Source organism: Paraburkholderia sediminicola, from assembly GCF_046027825.1.
Classification (GTDB): domain Bacteria; phylum Pseudomonadota; class Gammaproteobacteria; order Burkholderiales; family Burkholderiaceae; genus Paraburkholderia; species Paraburkholderia sediminicola_D.
On record NZ_JAQQDU010000002.1, the window covers coordinates 26,004 to 40,960 of the forward strand.

Below are 14,957 nucleotides of genomic sequence, written 5' to 3' on the forward strand. Positions count from 1 at the left end.
GCAACGCCGCAAAAATCAATATTCCGTATGTAGTATATCAGTAGATGTTGTTTTTAGAATTGCATGCTCAAGGTAGCACGTGCGGCACACGGGCGGTTCCTCTACCGATCCAAACAGGCGAAGCTCGGTGTAAACGCGCAAAACGCGCGCTATTCGCGCAGTTGCGTTCGATGATCGCGCAATTTCACCTGAATGCGGATTGTGTCAACCGCTTCGCATCATTAACCTTCGGGGAATCCTGTGATAGGCCCGCAGCGGCCACCGCCCCGTATCTGCCGCGCGCATCCAGACAGCACCCCGAGAATTGGAAGGAGACACCGTCATGAGCACCACCATCCCCAAAGCACCGAAAGCGGCCATCGCCGACAACCGCACGGCGCGCAGCCGGGCTCGCAAAGCGGCGCTCGGCAGCTTCATCGGCGCCGTGGTCGACTGGTACGACTTTCTGCTGTACGGCATTGTCGCCGCGCTCGTCTTCAACGCCGAGTTCTTCCCGAAGGTCAGCCCGGCCATGGGCACGCTCGCCGCATTCGCGACTTTCGGCGTCGGCTTTCTGTTCCGCCCACTCGGCGGCTTCGTGTTCGGCCACTACGGTGACCGGCTTGGACGCAAGCGCATGCTGGTCCTCACGGTGATGATGATGGGCCTCTCCACCGCCGCGATCGGCCTGCTGCCGGCCTTCTCCAGCATCGGCTGGTGGGCGCCGGTGCTGCTCGTCACCTTGCGCGCGATCCAGGGTTTCGCGGTCGGCGGCGAATGGGGCGGCGCGGCGTTGATGGCGGTCGAAAGCGCGCCGGAGAAGAAGAAGGCGTTCTACAGCAGCGGCGTGCAGGTCGGCTATGGCGTGGGGCTGGTGCTCTCGACCGGGCTGGTCGCCATCATCAGCCGCTCGATGGACAACGCGTCATTCCTGAACTGGGGCTGGCGCCTGCCCTTCCTGTTCAGTGTGGTGCTGGTGCTGATCGCGCTGTGGATTCGCTCGAGCATGGAAGAATCGAAGGAGTTCGTCGAGAAGGTCGGCGAGCACGGTGAACGCAGCGTGCGGCTGCCGATCGTCGAGGCGTTGCTGAAGCACCCCAAGGCTTTCCTGCTGATCATCGCGCTGCGGCTTGCCGAGTTGTTCACGATGTATATCGTGACGGCGTTCGCACTGAACTACTCGACGGCGAATCTTCACATGCCGCGCGAGTTCTTCCTCTCGATCGGCCTGCTGGTCGGCGCGGTGAGCTGCGTGACGATTCCTTGCTTTGCGGCGCTTGCGGACCGTTTCGGCCGCCGGCGCGTGTATATCATCGGCGCGCTGATCGGTATGTTCAGCGCGGTGCCGTTCTTTCTCGCGCTCGAAGCCCGCTCGACGGTGTGGATCGTGATCTTCGCCGTCATGCTCGCCAACGTCGCCCACGACATGGTCGTGAGCGTGCAGCAACCGATGTTCACCGAACTGTTCGGCACCGAGTATCGCTATAGCGGCGCGGGCGTCGGGTATCAGGTGGCGAGCGTGGTTGGCGGCGGCTTCACACCGTTTATCGCGGTGGCGCTGGTCAGCTTTGCCGGCGGCTCCTGGCATCCGGTGGCGGCCTACCTGGCGGTCGGCTGCCTGATCTCGGTGCTCGTGGCGGCGAAGATGAAGACCGGGCGCACAGTCGCCTGATTCTTACCGAAGATTGTTGCGACGGGCCGGCTTGGCAAAGGTGCCAATGCCGGCCCGTTTGTTTTCAGGCCAATGGCCTTCCCGTAGATCGTTCTGAAATTCAAGCTCCCTTCATCAGCCTGCCCGCCGCGTTCCCAGCTTTCTCACTTTCCGCCGCACCAGCTCCCTGCTTTCCGCTCAACGCCCACATTCTTGCCGGTTCCGGCGTCCAACGTTCCCCGCATTCGGTAGCCCATTCCGGGTTTTCATGGCGCGCTGCCGCATTTCTTAAAATTACAGCCTTATTTCATCCGGATAATGATTTATGCATTTACATCTCATATTGCAAAGACCCAATTCGCATTCTATCGTTCTGCGAAGCAGCTTCTACATCGAATTGGCGCACGTTATATGAAATACAAATACATATATTGACGGCACGTTGACCTGAAATTTTTACACCGCAGCACTAAAGCATTCTGTAAGAAGCGCCGATAACAAAGCATTCGTCACGGGAGACCGACCATGAGTAGCATCACCGAGCCGAGCGGGAATTCCGGCTCTGCCCCATTTCTTTCCAAACAGGCCACCGTTGCGAAGCCGGGCTTTTCGCGCTGGATGGTGCCGCCCGCGGCCCTCGCCGTTCACCTCTGTATCGGCCAGGCGTACGCCTTCTCCGTATTCAACGGTCCGCTGACCAAGGTCATCGGCATTACGCAATCCGCTGCTGACGACTGGTCGCTGACGTCGCTCGGCTGGATCTTTTCGCTGGCGATCGTGTTCCTGGGTTTGTCGGCGGCGTTTGCCGGCAAGTGGCTCGAACATGTCGGCCCGCGCCGCACGATGTTCACCGCCGCGTGCTGCTTCGGAGGCGGCTTCCTGGTCTCCGCGCTCGGCGTGTATCTGCACCAGATCGCGCTGCTCTATCTCGGCTATGGCGTGATCGGCGGGATCGGACTCGGCCTCGGTTACGTGTCGCCGGTGTCGACGTTGATCCGCTGGTTTCCGGATCGCCGCGGCATGGCGACCGGTATGGCGATCATGGGCTTCGGCGGCGGCGCAATGATTGCCGCGCCTTTGTCGGTGGCGCTGATGAACCACTTCCGCAGTGCGACCAGCATCGGCGTGGCCGAGACCTTCGTCGTGCTCGGCATTGCGTACTTCATCTCGATGTCGATCGGCGCACTCGCGATTCGCGTGCCGCCGGCAGACTGGAAGCCGGCCGGCTGGACGCCGCCCGCGACGAACCAGAAGAAAATGATTTCGCGCAATCACGTGCACATCGATCAGGCGCTGAAGACACCGCAGTTCTATCTGATCTGGCTGGTGCTGTTCCTGAACGTGACGGCCGGCATCGGCATTCTCGGCCAGGCTTCGGTCATGATCCAGGAGAGCTTCAAGGACACCGTGACGGCTGCCGCGGCGGCCGGTTTCGTCGGTCTGCTGTCGCTGTTCAACATGGGCGGCCGTTTCGTGTGGGCCTCGGCTTCGGACTGGATCGGCCGCAAGAACACCTACTTCATCTTCTTCGCGCTCGGCGCCGTGCTGTACTACCTCGTGCCTGGCTTCGCGGCCTCCGGCCAGATCGCCCTGTTCGTGCTCGCGTACTGCGTGATCCTGTCGATGTACGGCGGCGGCTTCGCGACGGTGCCGGCGTATCTCGCGGACATGTTCGGCACGGCGTTCGTCGGCGGCATTCACGGCCGCCTGCTGACCGCCTGGGCCGCGGCGGGTGTCGCGGGTCCCGTGCTGGTGAATTACATCCGTGCGTATGAAGTGGCGCACGGCGTTGCAAAGGCGGATGCCTACACGATGACGATTCACATCATGGTTGTGCTGCTGGTGATCGGCTTCGTCTGCAACCTGCTGGTTAAGCGTGTCAACGACAAGCACCACATGACTGACGCACAACTCGCCAAAGGCGCCTAAGGAGACTCGCATGTCGACCATTCAAGCCGTTCATCCGACCAACAAGGTCAAGCTCGCTGTCTTCTGGCTATATGTGACGCTGCCGCTGGCATGGGGCGTGGTCAATACGCTCTCGCAAGCGATGAAGCTGTTCAAGTAAGTGTTGAATGGCACCCCGCACAACCGAATGTGCGGGGTGCTAGAAAAGCGTGTCGACGCGCGCGAATCGCGCGCGTTCTCTCACCCTTCTTCCCCGGCTACCACGGGTACACCGCACCCTCACCGACTGTCGTCGCGGCCAAACTGATGCCCGCACCGGGCACCGCTTCAGATCTTCTCGAACAACACGTCTTGCGCGCCTTCCCACAGCACCTTGGTGCCGAGCTCGCGCAGCTTTTCCTTGCCTTCGACAATGGTCAGGAAGTGATTGCCCGCGAGTTGCCCCATCTTGCTTGCGAAGCAGCATGAACCGTACGCGAGAATGATCTCCGTTTCGCTGTAACCGCCCGGGTAGAACAGGATGTCGCCCACCGACGGATGGCTCGTGTGATTTTCGAAGCCGACTGCCGCGCCATCGTTTTCGAGTTTGAAGTCGCCAAGCGGAACCCAGCAGCCTTCGCCGCTCCAGCGCACGTGGATGATCTTCTGACGGTACGGCAGGAGCCTCAGAAAGGCGGCCACCGTTTGCGGCGCGTCAGGATGCGTTTCGGCGGTAAAGACGTGGCCGCAGGCGGTAATTCGAAGTCGGGTCATCGCTAGATCTCCGGTGTGACAGGTTGAGTGGAATGGTCGGTCAGACGCCGGCCAGAGCCAGGCTGCAGGCGCAACATTCTGTCGGCCGGTGCAAGGCTTCGACAGAGACAGTTGTCGCCCAACTGGTCAGGCCAGTTGAACCAGTGACTCCGGCGGTCACGCATAAAGCAGGCCACCGCGCCGCTATCACGAGCGCCACGCCTCTTCGTAAGGCAACAGTTGCAAGGGGTGCTGCCGATCCCCTGCTTCATCATATAGTGAGCACGTCAGCTGCAAACCGGCCGGAACACCATCCAGGCCCCAGCGTGCCAGCTCTATCGCCTGCGACGCCACGAAACTTCGTAGTTTGCAAGCGATGCAATGCGCAGCAAACTGCGAAAAGTGCTCAACGCCCGTTTCGGCAATTCAGCGGACAGCGGACAGCGCAGCCTGCGACGAAATCGGCATCACCGTGGAAGTTTCACGCGTCACCGCGAGCGATCCTTGCCCTCGATGCCCCTGCGGCCGCCTTAATATGCCATGCCACGCGCGGCCAGGCATCGCAGCGCCGCCTGGCAGAACCGTGTGTCGTAACCAGTGAACGCCCGCGCGCCGTCAAGTGTCGGCGTGCCGCTCAGGCATCGCATGCTGGCGAGCCGCCCACGCGATCCAGCCGCGCAACCTGACTCTCAGCCGCGCAGCCGGTAGGCAAGCGGCGTCACGCCGTAGGCACGCTTGAACTGCACGGAGAAATGACTGGCGTTCTCGAAACCAACCGCAATCGCGATTTGCAGCACCGGCTGATCGGTGGCACGCAACAGCCTCGCGGCTTCTTCGAGTCGCAAGCGCGCGACAAACTGGTGGGGCGTTTCACCCGTCTCGCGGTGGAACACCCGAGCAAAATGAAAGCTGCTTAACCCGGCCTGCGTGGCCAGTTCGCTGATGGCCAGATCGGCGGCAAGATTGGCGCGGATGTAATCGGTTACACGGCGGATGCGGCGTGGCACCAATCGCTCGGGCTGCGACGGCAAGCCAGCCTCGGCGTGACGGCCGCGCGAGTAATGTTGCAACAGGTGGGCGGCGAGCGCGTGAGCCAGCGCGTCAACGTACAGCCGTGAATCGGCTGGATCGCCGGCGGCGCGATGCAATGCGCCGAGCATCGCGGCGATCAGTGGATCATGAAACTGCATCGCGTCGCCAAGCGACAGTTCGCGAGAACCGCCCAGCTCCATCTGGTCGGCGACGCTGTCGATCAGGCTGCGCTCCAGGTGCAAATGGACGGTCGACAGCGGCTCATCGCTGATCGAACGCCAGCGCCACGAAATCGGCACGGGCGGCACGAACCAGACGTCGCCCATGCGCAACTCGGCGCTCTCCCAGTGCCCATTCAGGTTGCGCTCGAGGTGTTCGGCGCCGCTGGCGAGCGTCATCAACGTGACGTCCTGGAGGCCCGGGGCTTCCAGCAGCTCCTGCTCGGCCGGCTCGAGATACGAGCGCAGCACCAGGTGCCGCCACGGGCGATCCACGCTCGACACCAGTTTCTGGCCCGCCATATAGCGGTCGTAAGCAAGCGTCGTTGTCAGCCTTGGAATTTTTGCCATCACGTCTCTTCCTGGGAGGTCCCGTATGCACATGAGCAAACCCTGTCACACCCGCGTCGCCGGTCAGAGGTCAGCGCAAGATCTCAAAAATGATAGCAAGGAACCGGCTACCGTAATATTTGGAAATAGTTGATCATCCCGGTTGTCGTCTTTCACGCGTTTCGAACGCTGGAGCTACCGTTTCATGGAACACGAATGCGATACGCTGCCGCATTGGCTGACCGGTTCGCCGCAAGGCGAAGCCAGCCACGTGTCGGCGGCTTACAACTCTGCGGTTACCGCAGCACCGGCTTACCCGGCCGGCACGCGGCAACCCGAGAAATCAGCCCACGCGGCTGAAGCATCCAGGGCATCCACCCGCACCGCATCAGGCATGGCGCCCGCAGGTTTTCTTACGCTCTTCACTGAGGAGGAGATCGGCACGCCCTCGCCCGCCGCGCGGCGCGCCACACCGATAATCAGTCCGCTGGTGCGATTTGGCAGCGCGCAGGACCGCATCGAATTCGTGCGGCACCGCATCAAACAACTCGGCTTCGACTCGTTCAGCTATTCGGCCACGCGCACCACCGCGCATCATAAGTCGATGTTCGTGCTGACCAGCTACGAGTCGCAGACATGGCTCACGCGCTATTTTCGCGAGCGTTATTTCGAGCTCGATCCGCGCGTCTCGCTGGCGTCGCCGACCGGCATGCCGTTCGTCTGGAACACCGCCGACATGCGCGCCGACCTGCCGCGCGCGCAGATGCGCAGCGAGCGGCTCGGCGGGCTGATCGACATGCTCGAGGCGACCGGCCGCAAAAGTGGGATTCTGACGCAGATGCCGCTGCCCGAGCCGGAGCTGAGCGCGAGCTTGTGCTTTAACTCGGAGATCGGCAACCCGCGCTGGATGACGGAGTCGATCGTGGCCGAAACGCTGATGTTCGCGCACACGATCCACGAATTCATCTGGACGCACGCGAAGAGCGTGATCGGCATCGCACCGGCGCAGCAGCATCGCGTCTCGCTGAGCGAATTGCAGCATGCGGTGCTGAAGGCGGTCGTGCAGGGGCAGCGCGACAAGGAAATTGCTTACTTCCTTGGGCTGTCGCCGCATAACGTCGATTACCACTTGCGGCGTCTGCGGCAGTTGTTCAACGTGCGCAATCGCGTGCAGTTGATCAATGTGGCGCAGGGGTATGTAACGTAAGGAAGCAGGAAGGAACGCCGCGGCCGCGCGCATATTGCGCTAGCCGCGGCGTTCGAACTTTAGCGCCGCACTCGCGCCGCCCGATGGGCGGCGCCCAACCTCAAACGCTGCGCATGGTGCGCAGGCAATCCGCCGCGAGTTGCTGGTAAATCCGGGTTCCGGACGATTTCGCCAGGATCTCGTCTTCGCTCAGGGTGCGCACCACGCGCCCCGGCACCCCGGCCACCAGCACGCCTGCGGGCACCCGCCAGTCCTTCTTGACGAACGCGCAAGCGGCCACGATGCTCGCCGCGCCGAGCACGACGCCATCCATCACGACGGCATGCATGCCGACCATCGTGTTCGGCTCGAGGGTCGCGCCGTGAATGATCGCGCTGTGCCCGACATGACTGTCGACGCCAAGCCGGCAGGTATTCTCCACGCCTGTGTGCAGCACACAACTATCCTGCACGTTGCTGCCACGCTCCACCACCACCGCGCCGAAATCCCCACGCAGGCTCGCATGTGGTCCGATGTAACAGCAGGCGGCCACCGTCACGTCGCCGATCAGCACGGCGCTCGGATGAACGTACGCTGACGGATTGACGCGCGGCCGCTTGCCGTTGAACTCGTAGAGCGCCATCGCGCCGCCTTCCCGGTTCAGCTCGCGTCTGCGAGCACGTGATAGTCGTCCGCGCCCCAGTACGCACGCATGCGCACAATCTTGCCGGCAGCGTCGAAGTCCATCACGTCGGTCACGTCGATGTGCGCGGGCCGGCCGTGCTGCCCCGTGATATGCACGCGAAAGCTGATCGATGCGCTATTGCCGTGCGAGCCGCGCGGCGGCGCCATCAGTTCGAGCCGGGCGCCCACCGACGTCGCGTACGTATAGAACGTTTCGATCTCGCTTTTGCCCTCTTTCAAGGGCGTGCCGACCGGGTCTTCGACGCTCGCGTTATCGGCGAACAGCGCGACGACGCGTGCAGCGTCCGCCGCATTGAACGCCTCGATATAGTCGACGAGGCGGGCCTTCATGTATTCACTGGTATTCATCTGTTTTCCTAGCGTGCGGTGTAGCCACCGTCGATCACCAACTCCGTGCCGGTCACATAGCGGCCGGCCGGCGACACCAGATACAGAATGCCCGACGCGATATCCTGCGGATCGCCGATCTTCGCGAGCGGCACCAGCGTTTTCATATGCGCGAAAATCTGCTCCGGGTCACCGAGCTTGGCGAACGCCTCTTCCAGCAGCGGCGTGCGGATAAAGCCAGGATGCACGGAATTCGCGCGGATGTTTTGCGTGGCGTACAGCATCGCTTCGGTCTTCGCCATCAGCCGCACTGCGCCCTTCGACGCGTGGTACGCCGGCACGTCCGGGCCGCCGACCAACCCATACATCGACGACAGATTCACGATCGAGCCGCCGCCCGCCGCCAGCATGTGCGGAATGGCGTACTTGGTGCAGAGAAACACGCCCGTCACATTGACGTCGATGACTTTCTGCCATTGCTGGAGCGTCATTTCGTGCGTAGGCAGATTCGCGCCTTCGATACCGGCGTTGTTCACCAGTGCGTCGAGGCGTCCAAAACGCGTGGCGATTTCGCCGAACACGCGCTGCACGTTGTCTTCCTGCGTGACGTCCATCTTCCAGAACGCCGCGCGGCCGCCCGACTCATTGATCTCGGCGACCAGTTGCTCGCCCGGCTCCGTCAGCACGTCGAGCACCGCGATCGCCGAACCGGCCGCCGCCAGCGTGCGTGCCGTCTGCGCGCCGATGCCGCGTGCGCCACCCGTGATGGCGGTTACTTTGCCGCTCATGTCGAACAGTTGATGGGGAAATGTCATGCCGTCTCCGTCGTGGTGTAGTTGGGTTTTATGCGGCGTCTCAGCTTGGGCCCTTGGTACCGGTCGCACCGGACACGCCGGTCACGCCGGCAGCGCCGCATCCGAAGCATGCCTCAAGTGGCATGCTGCTCCGCGAGAAATTCCAGACATTCGCGATTGAAATACCGCCGATGCTCGACCATCACCCAGTGGCCGCAGCGATTCATCAGGACAAAGCGCGCGTCGGCGCAATGTTCGAGAAAACGCATGGCGCCGCTGGCCGGATTGAAGCGGTCGTCCGTGCCCCAGAAACCCAGCACCGGGCATTTGAGTTCGCCCAGACGCTCGGTCAGGTTAGGCACGCGCATCGTCGACAGCACTTCCGGCGGCTGTTGCTCGCATACGCTCAGGCGTTCTTCGACCAGCGCGTCCGTGACGAGGCTACGATCGAACACCAGCAGTTCGAGCAATTGCCGCATCGTCAGACGATTCATCTGGCGGTTCGTGAAGAGCGACACCATCTTCTGGATGCCCTCCATCTTGAAGTAGGTCTCGCGCTCCTCGACGCCGCCCGGCGCCATCATGATCAGGCTGTCGACGTCGTCGGGATAGTCAAGTGCGTATTGCAATGCGATCGCACCGCCAAGCGAATTGCCGAGCAAGGTCGCCCGGCCGATGCCGTTCGCAACGAGCTGCGCGCGCAATGCGTCGACGAAGAAGTCGAGCGTGTAGTTCACGTCCGCGGGTTTCGACGACGCGCCATAGCCTGGCAGATCAACCACGATCGCCCGATGACCCGCCGCCGCGAACTGCGGGTAGTTGTGCTTGAAGTTGCTGAAGCCGCTCGCACCCGGTCCGCTGCCGTGGATGAACACAACGGGTGCGCCGCTGCCGGCTTCGAAGTGGTGCAGTGTCAGGCCGCCTGGAACTTCCGTGAAAATCCCCTTCGGCGCCTGCGGGGTTGGCGGCGCGCTACGCGACTTACCGTGCGCGTCGGCGTGTTGGGACTCGGTGGGCGTTGCATTCATGCGTGCTTGTCTCCTGCCTCGCGCCGCGCTCTTCGGCGCGGCAAATTGTGTGAAGGTCGCCAGCGAAAACATCATCCCTTCGAATTCACCGCGAAACATCGTCTTTTCAGACTACGAGGCAACGCCGCATTTCTCCTACCATCGGCCCCACATGAACAGTGGGAGACAGCGGCAATGACAGGGTTTGATTTCAGCGGCAAGGTGGTGCTGGTCACGGGCGGCACCAAAGGGATCGGCGCGGGCATCGCGCAAGCTTTCAGAGAGGCGGGAGCCACGGTGTATGTGTGCAGCCGCACGCCGCCTGCGAGCGTGGAGGTGGATGCCCCGCGCTTCATCGCCGCGGACGTGCGCGACATCGACACGATCGACGCCATGCTCGCGCAGATCGAACGCGAAACCGGCCGGCTCGATGTGCTCGTCAACAATGCGGGCGGCGCGCCATTCGCGCTCGCCGCGCAGGCCTCGCCGCGCTTCACCGAAGCCGTCGTCCGCCTGAACCTGCTGGCGCCGCTGCACATCGCGCAACGTGCGAATGCGCTGATGCAACAGCAACCGGAAGGCGGCGTCCTGCTCTTCATCGGCAGCGTAAGCGGTTTGCGACCATCGCCGGGAACAGCGGCCTATGGCGCGGCGAAAGCCGGCCTGCTGAATGCGGTGCGCTCGCTCGCGGTGGAATGGGCCCCCAAGGTTCGCGTGTGCGCGGTAAGCCCGAGTCTGGTCGAAACCGAAGCCGCCACCCGCGGCCACACGGGGTCGTCCGCGGCAGACGGCGAGGCCGCGCTCGACAACATCACCGCGACGATTCCCGCCGGCCGGCTCGCGAGACCCGGCGACATTGCGTCCGCGTGTCTGTTCCTCGCCTCACCGCACGCCGCCTATGCATCGGGCAGCAACCTGATTCTCGAAGGCGGCGGCGAAGTGCCCGCTTTTCTCGCCGCCACTGACCTGCACAAAGCGTTCGCCATCAAGCCATAGACGCATTCACACGCGCACATCTCGCATCCCCTGGGGCAAGCGACTAGTCCGTTTTGACGATTCTCGCGCCGCACGTGCCCCCTAACCTCTGATCACAACAAATTTCAGAAGTGACCACAGAGGAGACGGAATGCAGATCAACGGAACACAAGAGCGCGCACCGGTGTTGCGCGCGGTGTGCGCGGCATGCAGACTCGCCGTGCTGGCAGCGGCGTCGGCAGCGACGATGACGACGTTCGCCACACCCGCATACGCGGGCGACACGATCAATCTCGGCACGGACACCACGCTCGATTACAACTTCACGCTCGGCTATGGCCTGGGGATGCGCACGCGCGCGCCGAGCGGCAATCTGCTGACGCCGGAGAACATCAACGGCGATGACGGCGACCGCAACTTCGCAAAGAACAAGCTGATCGAAAATCAGGTGAGCCTTCTTGGCGAAGTGAACCTCAAGCATGACGACTGGGGTGTCTTCGTGCGAGCCAACGTGTTCTACGACCAGGCCTACCAGCACCCGAACAGCAATGACGCGCCCTACACCGTCAACCATAGCGGCGCGTACAACCAGTTCACCAGCGATGCGAGCTACTTTGCCGGCGGATCCCCGCAGTTGCTCGCAGCCTACGCGTACGACACGATCCACTTCGGCGGCACGAGTCTGAACGTCAAGGTGGGCGAGCAGGTAGTTGCATGGGGCGAAAGCGTGTTCTTCCCGAACATCGCGGGCGCCCAGGGGCCGGCCAATGCGATCGCCAGCTATGTGGCAGGCGCGGAGGTCAAGGACATCCTGCTGCCGGTGCCGCAGATTTCGACGCAGTGGCAACTCGCGCCTAACTTCAGCCTGCTCGGCTATTACCAGTTTGCGTTCGAGCCTAACCAGCTCGTACCGCCCGGCGCGTTCTGGAGCTACTCGGACGTCGTCGGCCCCGGCTCGCAATACATCATCGGGCCCGGTGGCATCCAGATTCCGCGCGGCAACGACATCCGGCCGAACGGCGACGATCAGTGGGGCCTGGGCGCACGCTGGCGCGTCTTCGGCGACACCGAAATCGGTGCGTACTACCTGCACTACAACGACATGAACCCGAGTGTCGTGACGACGTATTTTCCTAGTCTGCAGTACCAGGAAAAGTACTTCGATCACATCAAGCTCACCGGCCTGAGCTTCTCGACCGATCTGAACGGCGTGAACGTTGCGGGTGAAACGTCGTACCGGCAAGGCGCCGCGGTGCTCGTGAACACCCCCACGGGCGCGCAGTCGACGCGCGGCGACGTATGGCAATCGAATCTCTCGGCGATCTATTCGATCGGACCGACCTTCCTTGCCGCATCGCAAACGCTGGTGGGTGAAATCTCGTATGTGCACGCCGGCAACATCACGCCGCTGATGGGCTCGACGACGCTCACCAACACGCGTAACGCCGCCGCCTTCGAGGTGGCATGGACGCTCAGCTACAAGAACGTCTTCAACGGCTGGGACCTCGACGTGCCGCTCACCTATGCCGACGACTTCACCGGCCAATCCGCGCTATCCGGCGCACTCGGCTCGCTGACCGGCGTGGGAGATCACCGCGTGACGGTCGGTGTGAACTTCACGCGCCTGAGCAACCTGAAACTCGGGCTCGTCTACGCGAAGTTCCTCGGCAATCCGAACCCGGTTAACCGGCCGCTCGCCGATCGCGATTACGTGCTCGCCACCGCGACTTACTCGTTCTGATGCTGCAAAGCGCCCTGCGTTCCGGGCGCCTTGCAGCCTGCATCACCCTTTGAATCAGCCGTCTTATTACTGCAAGAGGATTTGGTCATGAGTCGAATTTTCAATCCCGTAGTGCGCGTCTGCGTGTTCGCGGCAGGCGCCGCATTCGCCGCCGCACTAGGCGCCCCGTCGTTCGCCAAAACCAGCCCGGAAGATATCGCCAAGCTCGAAGGTCCGCTCACGCCGATGGGCGCCGAGCGCGCGGGCAATGCCGACGGCACGATCCCCGCATGGACCGGCAAATGGTTCGGGACGCCGCCGGGCGTCGACTACAAACCGGGCCAGCGCTTCCCCGATCCGTACGCGAGCGAGAAGCCGCTCTTCGTGATCACCGCGCAGAACATGCAGCAGTACGAAGCGCGTCTCACCGACGGCGAGAAAGCCCTGCTCAAGAAGTATCCGGATACCTTCAAGATTCCGGTCTATCCGAGCCACCGCGATTTCAGCTATGGCGACGCCGTGTACAAGGATATCCGTCTGTACGCGCCGACCACCACGATGACGAAGGACCAGAACGGCCTGAAGGATTTCCCGCCGGTCAGCCCGTTCCCCGTGCCGAAGAACGGGGTCGAGGCGATGTGGAATCTGCGCTTCGCATCCGCGATCGAAGGCGAAACCGCGACCTACGACCAGGCCGTGGTCTACCCCGACGGCAATATTGCATGGGGTAAGGTGCAATACGCGATTTACGGGCCGCGCAGCGCCGACCACTTCGATCCGAAAAACCCGCTGAACGCGAAGAGCTTCTTCCGTCAGACCACGATGCTGCCACTGTCCGATCGCGGCACGATCATCACCGGCTACGAGATGTGGGACCAGGAAGGCTCCGACACCCGCCGCACGTGGTCCTATAACCCGGGCACACGGCGCGTGCGCCAGGCGCCTGAGTTCGGCTTCGATCAACCCGAAGGTCCCGGCGGCTTTCGTACCGTGGACGACGACCGCCTCTTCAACGGCTCGGGCGAACGTTACGACTGGAAGATCATCGGCAAGCGCGAAGTGTATGTGCCGTACGACAACTACAAGCTGATGGACCCGTCGATCAAATACACCGATATTCTGACCAAGGGCCATGAGAACACGCAGTACATGCGCTTCGAACTGCATCGCGTGTGGGTGTTGCAAGCCACGCTCAAGTCCGGCTATCGCCATGAATACGCGAAACGGGTGCTGTATCTCGACGAAGACACGTGGAATGCAGTCGCCGCCGACAACTACGACGCCCGCGGCACACTGTGGCGCACCAACCTCGCCCCGACGCTCTACGCGTACGACGCCAAATCGTTCTACTCGACCTCCGTGTTCTATCACGACCTGATCTCCGGCGCCTATTACGCGGACCGTCTGTCGAATCAGGAACCGATGCCGGTGCTCACACGCGGCTCGCAACTGACCGAAGCGTACTTCTCGCCTGATGCGATTCGCGGCGCGGGCAATTGATTTCGCAGCGCCTCGATTGAAACCATGGCCGGGGACGGGTTCAGATTCCGCCCCGGCGCTTTTCCCTTTCTATTTGCGGTCGCCATGACTTCGACACTTCACACCACCCTCGGCGACGAGCTTTACCACGCATGGCGCGAGCGCGCGCCGATTGCACCCTTCTCGGCGCGCGCCGGCGGTTTGCCGCTCGCCGACGCTTACCGCGTGCAGCAGCACTTCGTCGCACGCCGCATCGAAGCGGGCGAAACCATCGTCGGCAAGAAGATCGGCGTGACGAGCCAGGCCGTGCAGGACATGCTCGACGTGCGCCAGCCCGATTTCGGCGTGCTGCTTTCCGGCATGCACTACGTCGCCGGCGAGGACATCCCGATCGACAAGCTGATCGCGCCGCGCGCGGAAGGCGAAATTGCGTTCTATCTGGAAGACGATTTGCGCGGCCCCGGCATCACGCGAGAGGCGGTGCTTGCCGCCACCGAAGCGGTCGGCGCGTGCTTCGAGATCGTCGATTCGCGCATCCGCGACTGGGCGATACGCATCGGCGACACAGTGGCCGACAACGCCTCATGCGGCGTCTACGTGCTCGGCGATGAACGCGTCGCCCCCCACTCACTCGATCTCGCTGCTTGCCACATGACGCTCGATAAGAACGGCACGCGTGCGGCGGAAGGGGTCGGCGCTGCCGCGCTGGGTCACCCGGCCGATGCAGTCGCATGGCTCGCGAACACGCTCGGCGAACTCGGCGTGCCGCTGCTCGCCGGCGAAGTCGTGCTGTCGGGTTCGCTGGCGGCGTTGATTCCCGTTGTTCGCGGCGACCAGTTACACATGCAGATTGAAGGCATCGGCAGTTGCTCCGTGCGCTTCATCTGACCGTTTGACCGTCTTTTCCTTGAGGA

At 62.7% G+C, this 14,957-nt stretch carries 14 protein-coding genes; 8 read left to right on the top strand and 6 right to left on the bottom strand.

Annotation, left to right across the window (positions count from 1 at the left end):
• Positions 1 to 322: 322 nt before the first annotated feature.
• The 3 genes from shiA (at position 323) to PQQ96_RS01300 (ending at position 3,698) form a co-directional block, all read left to right on the top strand.
• Positions 323 to 1,651 (top strand): shikimate transporter, encoded by a 1,329-nt coding sequence (shiA, locus tag PQQ96_RS01290; protein ID WP_408287689.1) that lies wholly within the window; start codon positions 323 to 325, stop codon positions 1,649 to 1,651.
• Positions 1,652 to 2,155: 504 nt separating this feature from the next.
• Positions 2,156 to 3,559, top strand: a complete 1,404-nt coding sequence (locus PQQ96_RS01295) for an L-lactate MFS transporter (protein ID WP_408287691.1) — start codon at positions 2,156 to 2,158, stop codon at positions 3,557 to 3,559.
• A 10-nt stretch (positions 3,560 to 3,569) separates the two neighbouring features.
• Positions 3,570 to 3,698 carry an MFS transporter small subunit gene (locus PQQ96_RS01300; RefSeq protein WP_074288242.1) on the top strand — a complete coding sequence of 43 codons (129 nt, stop codon included), beginning with the start codon at positions 3,570 to 3,572 and terminating at the stop codon, positions 3,696 to 3,698.
• 167 nt (positions 3,699 to 3,865) lie between these two features.
• Here the strand turns inward: PQQ96_RS01300 and PQQ96_RS01305 are convergent, their stop codons facing one another.
• Together PQQ96_RS01305 and PQQ96_RS01310 are read right to left on the bottom strand one after the other, a co-directional pair.
• The gene (locus PQQ96_RS01305) at positions 3,866 to 4,291 is read right to left on the bottom strand and encodes a DUF3830 family protein (RefSeq protein WP_408287694.1); all 426 of its coding nucleotides are present in this window, start codon (positions 4,289 to 4,291) and stop codon (positions 3,866 to 3,868) included.
• A 668-nt stretch (positions 4,292 to 4,959) separates the two neighbouring features.
• The gene (locus tag PQQ96_RS01310) at positions 4,960 to 5,871 is read right to left on the bottom strand and encodes an AraC family transcriptional regulator (protein ID WP_408287697.1); all 912 of its coding nucleotides are present in this window, start codon (positions 5,869 to 5,871) and stop codon (positions 4,960 to 4,962) included.
• Between the two features lie 184 nt (positions 5,872 to 6,055).
• On the opposite strand from PQQ96_RS01310, the gene PQQ96_RS01315 reads away from it, so the two are divergent.
• Positions 6,056 to 7,057 (top strand): helix-turn-helix transcriptional regulator, encoded by a 1,002-nt coding sequence (locus tag PQQ96_RS01315; RefSeq protein ID WP_408287700.1) that lies wholly within the window; start codon positions 6,056 to 6,058, stop codon positions 7,055 to 7,057.
• A gap of 100 nt (positions 7,058 to 7,157) precedes the next feature.
• Here the strand turns inward: PQQ96_RS01315 and PQQ96_RS01320 are convergent, their stop codons facing one another.
• The 4 genes from PQQ96_RS01320 to PQQ96_RS01335 all read right to left on the bottom strand — a co-directional run bounded on the left by PQQ96_RS01320 (position 7,158) and on the right by PQQ96_RS01335 (position 9,890).
• Positions 7,158 to 7,679: an LbetaH domain-containing protein gene (locus tag PQQ96_RS01320; protein WP_408287702.1), complete on the bottom strand. Its 522-nt coding sequence runs from the start codon at positions 7,677 to 7,679 to the stop codon at positions 7,158 to 7,160.
• Between the two features lie 17 nt (positions 7,680 to 7,696).
• The gene (locus tag PQQ96_RS01325) at positions 7,697 to 8,089 is read right to left on the bottom strand and encodes a nuclear transport factor 2 family protein (RefSeq protein ID WP_408287704.1); all 393 of its coding nucleotides are present in this window, start codon (positions 8,087 to 8,089) and stop codon (positions 7,697 to 7,699) included.
• 8 nt (positions 8,090 to 8,097) lie between these two features.
• Complete coding sequence (locus PQQ96_RS01330; protein ID WP_120305282.1) at positions 8,098 to 8,883, bottom strand: SDR family NAD(P)-dependent oxidoreductase; 786 nt, start codon at positions 8,881 to 8,883, stop codon at positions 8,098 to 8,100.
• A 113-nt stretch (positions 8,884 to 8,996) separates the two neighbouring features.
• Complete coding sequence (locus PQQ96_RS01335) at positions 8,997 to 9,890, bottom strand: alpha/beta fold hydrolase (protein WP_408287707.1); 894 nt, start codon at positions 9,888 to 9,890, stop codon at positions 8,997 to 8,999.
• Between the two features lie 174 nt (positions 9,891 to 10,064).
• Here PQQ96_RS01335 and PQQ96_RS01340 point away from each other — a divergent pair, with 174 nt between their 5' ends.
• From PQQ96_RS01340 to dmpE, 4 genes are all read left to right on the top strand, one after another.
• On the top strand, positions 10,065 to 10,865 hold the full coding sequence (locus PQQ96_RS01340) for an SDR family oxidoreductase (protein ID WP_408287710.1): 801 nt from the start codon (positions 10,065 to 10,067) through the stop codon (positions 10,863 to 10,865).
• Positions 10,866 to 10,995: 130 nt separating this feature from the next.
• The gene (locus PQQ96_RS01345; protein ID WP_408287712.1) at positions 10,996 to 12,585 is read left to right on the top strand and encodes a DUF1302 domain-containing protein; all 1,590 of its coding nucleotides are present in this window, start codon (positions 10,996 to 10,998) and stop codon (positions 12,583 to 12,585) included.
• A gap of 87 nt (positions 12,586 to 12,672) precedes the next feature.
• Complete coding sequence (locus tag PQQ96_RS01350; RefSeq protein WP_408287715.1) at positions 12,673 to 14,064, top strand: DUF1329 domain-containing protein; 1,392 nt, start codon at positions 12,673 to 12,675, stop codon at positions 14,062 to 14,064.
• An 84-nt stretch (positions 14,065 to 14,148) separates the two neighbouring features.
• Positions 14,149 to 14,931: a 2-oxopent-4-enoate hydratase gene (gene dmpE, locus PQQ96_RS01355; RefSeq protein ID WP_408287718.1), complete on the top strand. Its 783-nt coding sequence runs from the start codon at positions 14,149 to 14,151 to the stop codon at positions 14,929 to 14,931.
• Positions 14,932 to 14,957 lie beyond the last annotated feature (26 nt).